Annotated in this window: 2 protein-coding genes; both read left to right on the forward strand. The window is 55.4% G+C overall.

What is annotated here, in order from left to right:
* Nucleotides 1-169: 169 nt before the first annotated feature.
* Complete coding sequence (gene ftsH, locus lacNas_RS12390; protein ID WP_201330203.1) at nucleotides 170-2,407, forward strand: ATP-dependent zinc metalloprotease FtsH; 2,238 nt, start codon at nucleotides 170-172, stop codon at nucleotides 2,405-2,407.
* Between the two features lie 44 nt (nucleotides 2,408-2,451).
* Nucleotides 2,452-3,063, forward strand: a 612-nt coding sequence (locus lacNas_RS12395; protein WP_201346909.1) for an Hsp33 family molecular chaperone HslO, incomplete at its 3' end; no start/stop codon positions are given.

Genomic DNA, 3,063 nt, shown 5'->3' on the forward strand with positions numbered 1-3,063 from the left:
GAAGCAGTTTACGTTGAGGGCTGCTATCAGCAGCCGCCAGCGGCCGCGGAAGAGCCGCTTTATCTCTACCAAATGGAAACATCTGAGAAAGCTGGTTAAAAACTTCGATAGTTGCTGGCTTTTATGTTAAAATTTGGGGAGTAATTCTTCGATCTGACGGAGGTCATTTATGAAAAATAATCGGAATCGGCTATTTAGCAATGGTCTATTCTATATAGTCGTATTTTTGCTTCTCCTATGGGGAATCAATTGGGCCCTTGGCGGCAGCAGCAATTCTGGGGCAACTGAAACCATCAGTTACTCAGAATTCGTGAAAAAGCTGCGCAACGGCGAAATCAAAGACTTTAACGTGCAACCGTCCAACGGGGTCTACTCCGTAACCGGTAGCTACAAGACGAGCCACAGCAAGTCGTCCTCAAGCTCGGACATTTTCGGCGGATCAACTTCCTCCAACGTGACCAGCTTCTCGACGACCATGCTGGAAAACGACTCCAGCGTCAAGAAGGTGCAGGATCTGGCCCAATCCAAGGGCGTGAAGATGAGCACCCAGGGCGAGTCGCAGTCCAGCAACTGGATCTCAACGATCATCATGCTGGTGCCGACGGTTCTCTTCATTGTTTTGATGGTCATGATGATGAACCAAGGCGGCAGCCGCGGCCAAGGCGGCGGCATCATGAACTTCGGCCGCTCCAACGTCAAGCCGCAGGACCCGAAGAAGAACAAGGTCCGCTTTGACGACGTAGCGGGTGAAGAAGAAGAAAAGCAGGAACTGGTGGAAGTTGTCGAATTCTTGAAGAATCCGGCCAGATACACCAAGCTCGGGGCCAGAATCCCGTCCGGTGTCCTGCTCGAGGGGCCTCCGGGTACTGGTAAGACCTTGCTGGCCAAGGCCGTTGCTGGTGAAGCCGGCGTGCCGTTCTTCTCAATCTCTGGTTCAGACTTCGTTGAAATGTTCGTCGGGGTCGGTGCCAGCCGGGTGCGTGACTTGTTCACCAACGCCAAGAAGAACGCACCAAGCATCATCTTCATCGACGAAATCGACGCCATTGGCCGCCAGCGTGGAAACGGCCAGGGCGGCGGCAACGACGAACGGGAACAGACCTTGAACCAGCTCCTGGTTGAAATGGACGGTTTTGAAGGCGACGAAGGCGTTATCGTCATGGCTGCCACCAACCGGTCTGACGTGCTTGACCCGGCTTTGACCCGGCCAGGCCGTTTCGACCGGAAGGTCCTGGTTGGCCGGCCGGACGTCAAGGGCCGTGAAGCCATTCTGCGCGTTCACGCCAAGAACAAGCCGCTGGCTGACGATGTCGACTTGAAGGAAGTTGCCCGCCAGACTCCAGGCTTTGTCGGGGCTGACTTGGAAAACGTCCTCAACGAAGCTGCCCTGGTAGCAGCCCGGCGCAACGGTACCAAGATTACCGCGGCCGACATCGACGAAGCCGAAGACCGGGTAATTGCCGGGCCAGCCAAGAAGGACCGGATGATTTCACAGAAGGAACGCGAACGCGTTGCCTTCCACGAAGCCGGCCACTCAATCTGTGGTCTGGTTTTGAGCGATTCCCGGACGGTCCGCAAGGTTACCATCGTTCCCCGCGGCCGGGCAGGCGGCTACAACATCATGCTGCCTAAGGACGACCAGTACATCTTGACCAAGAAGCAGCTGTTTGAACAGATCGTTGGTCTGATGGGCGGCCGTGCCGGTGAAGAAGTGGTGGTTGGCGACCAGTCAACTGGCGCTTCAAACGACTTTGAACAGGCAACGGCAATTGCCCACAGCATGGTTGTCAACTACGGGATGACCGATGAACTGGGTCTGGTCGAACTGGAAAAGGAAGGCCAGGGCAACCCTTACGGGCTCAAGCCGTACAGTGAAGCAACCGCGGCCAAGATCGACGAAGCCGTCAAGCAGATCCTGAACGAGGCCCACGACAAGGCGGTCGAAATCGTGGAAAACAACCGCGAAAAGCACCGCATCATCGCTGAAGCCCTGCTGAAGTACGAAACTCTGGACGAAAAGCAGATCTACGCTCTCTACAAGACTGGGAAGATGCCGGAAAAGACCAGCGAAGAATTCCCATCTGAAGCCAAGGCTTTGAGCTATGAAGAAGCCAAGGAAGCCGCTCAGAAGCGGGCTGAACAAAAGGCTGAAGAGAAGGCAGAAGAAAAGGCCGAGGAAGAAACTGCTGAAAAGCAGTCCCTGGCAACGCCAAGCGAAGAAGCGGTCAAGCCGGAAAACGACGCCGCCAAGCTTGCTGAAGCGGAAAAGCCAGCAGAAAGCGCGGACGAGTCTGCCGCTTTGCCGACGCCGAGCGAAAGCGAACTGTCCAAGGATCAAGACAAAGAACATAGTGACGCTCCTGGTCAGAACTCTGAACCAACAGACGATTCGGACAAGGATGAATAAAAGAAATAGAGCCGGCAACGGCTCTATTTTTATGGAGGAAAATCATGAACGACTACTTAATCAAAGCAATCAACGCCAGCAAGGACCTGCGCCTTTTGACCATTAACGGCAAGGACCTGGTCGCTGAAGCCCAAAAGCGGCACGACACTTGGTCAGCTTCTTCAGCTGTTTTGGGCCGCAGTCTCTTGGGCACCCTGCTCTTGGCCGGTGCAGAATTAAAGGGCGACCAGGAACTGACCCTGCGCCTGTTGGGCGACGGCCCAGTTGGGGCAACTGTGGTGACGGCCAAGTCAGATTTGACGGTCAAGGGTTATGTGCAAAACAACCACGTGGCGCTTCCAGCCAGAGAAGACGGCCACATCGACGTCAAAAAGGCTGTCGGCAAGGGCTGGCTGCAGGTGACCAAGGACCTGGGCTTAAAGCAGCCTTATACCGGGGAAGTGCCGATCGTGTCTGGGGAAATCGCTGAAGACTTGACCTACTACCTGGCCAAGTCAGAGCAGATTCCATCAGCCGTTGGCCTGTCAGTTTTCGTCAACCCCAACGACACCATCGGGGCAGCTGGCGGCTTCTTGCTCCAGGCGCTTCCAGGGGCAAGTGAAGAGCTGCTGAAGGAAACGGAAGACCGGATCAAGGCCCTGCCGCAGCTCTCATCC

It is taken from the genome of Lactobacillus nasalidis (assembly GCF_016587775.1).
Taxonomy (GTDB): domain Bacteria; phylum Bacillota; class Bacilli; order Lactobacillales; family Lactobacillaceae; genus Lactobacillus; species Lactobacillus nasalidis.

Bases quoted from the DNA above. Each gene is read 5' to 3' on its own strand.
- ftsH (WP_201330203.1), top strand. From the start codon at position 170: ATGAAAAATAATCGGAATCGGCTATTTAGCAATGGTCTATTCTATATA.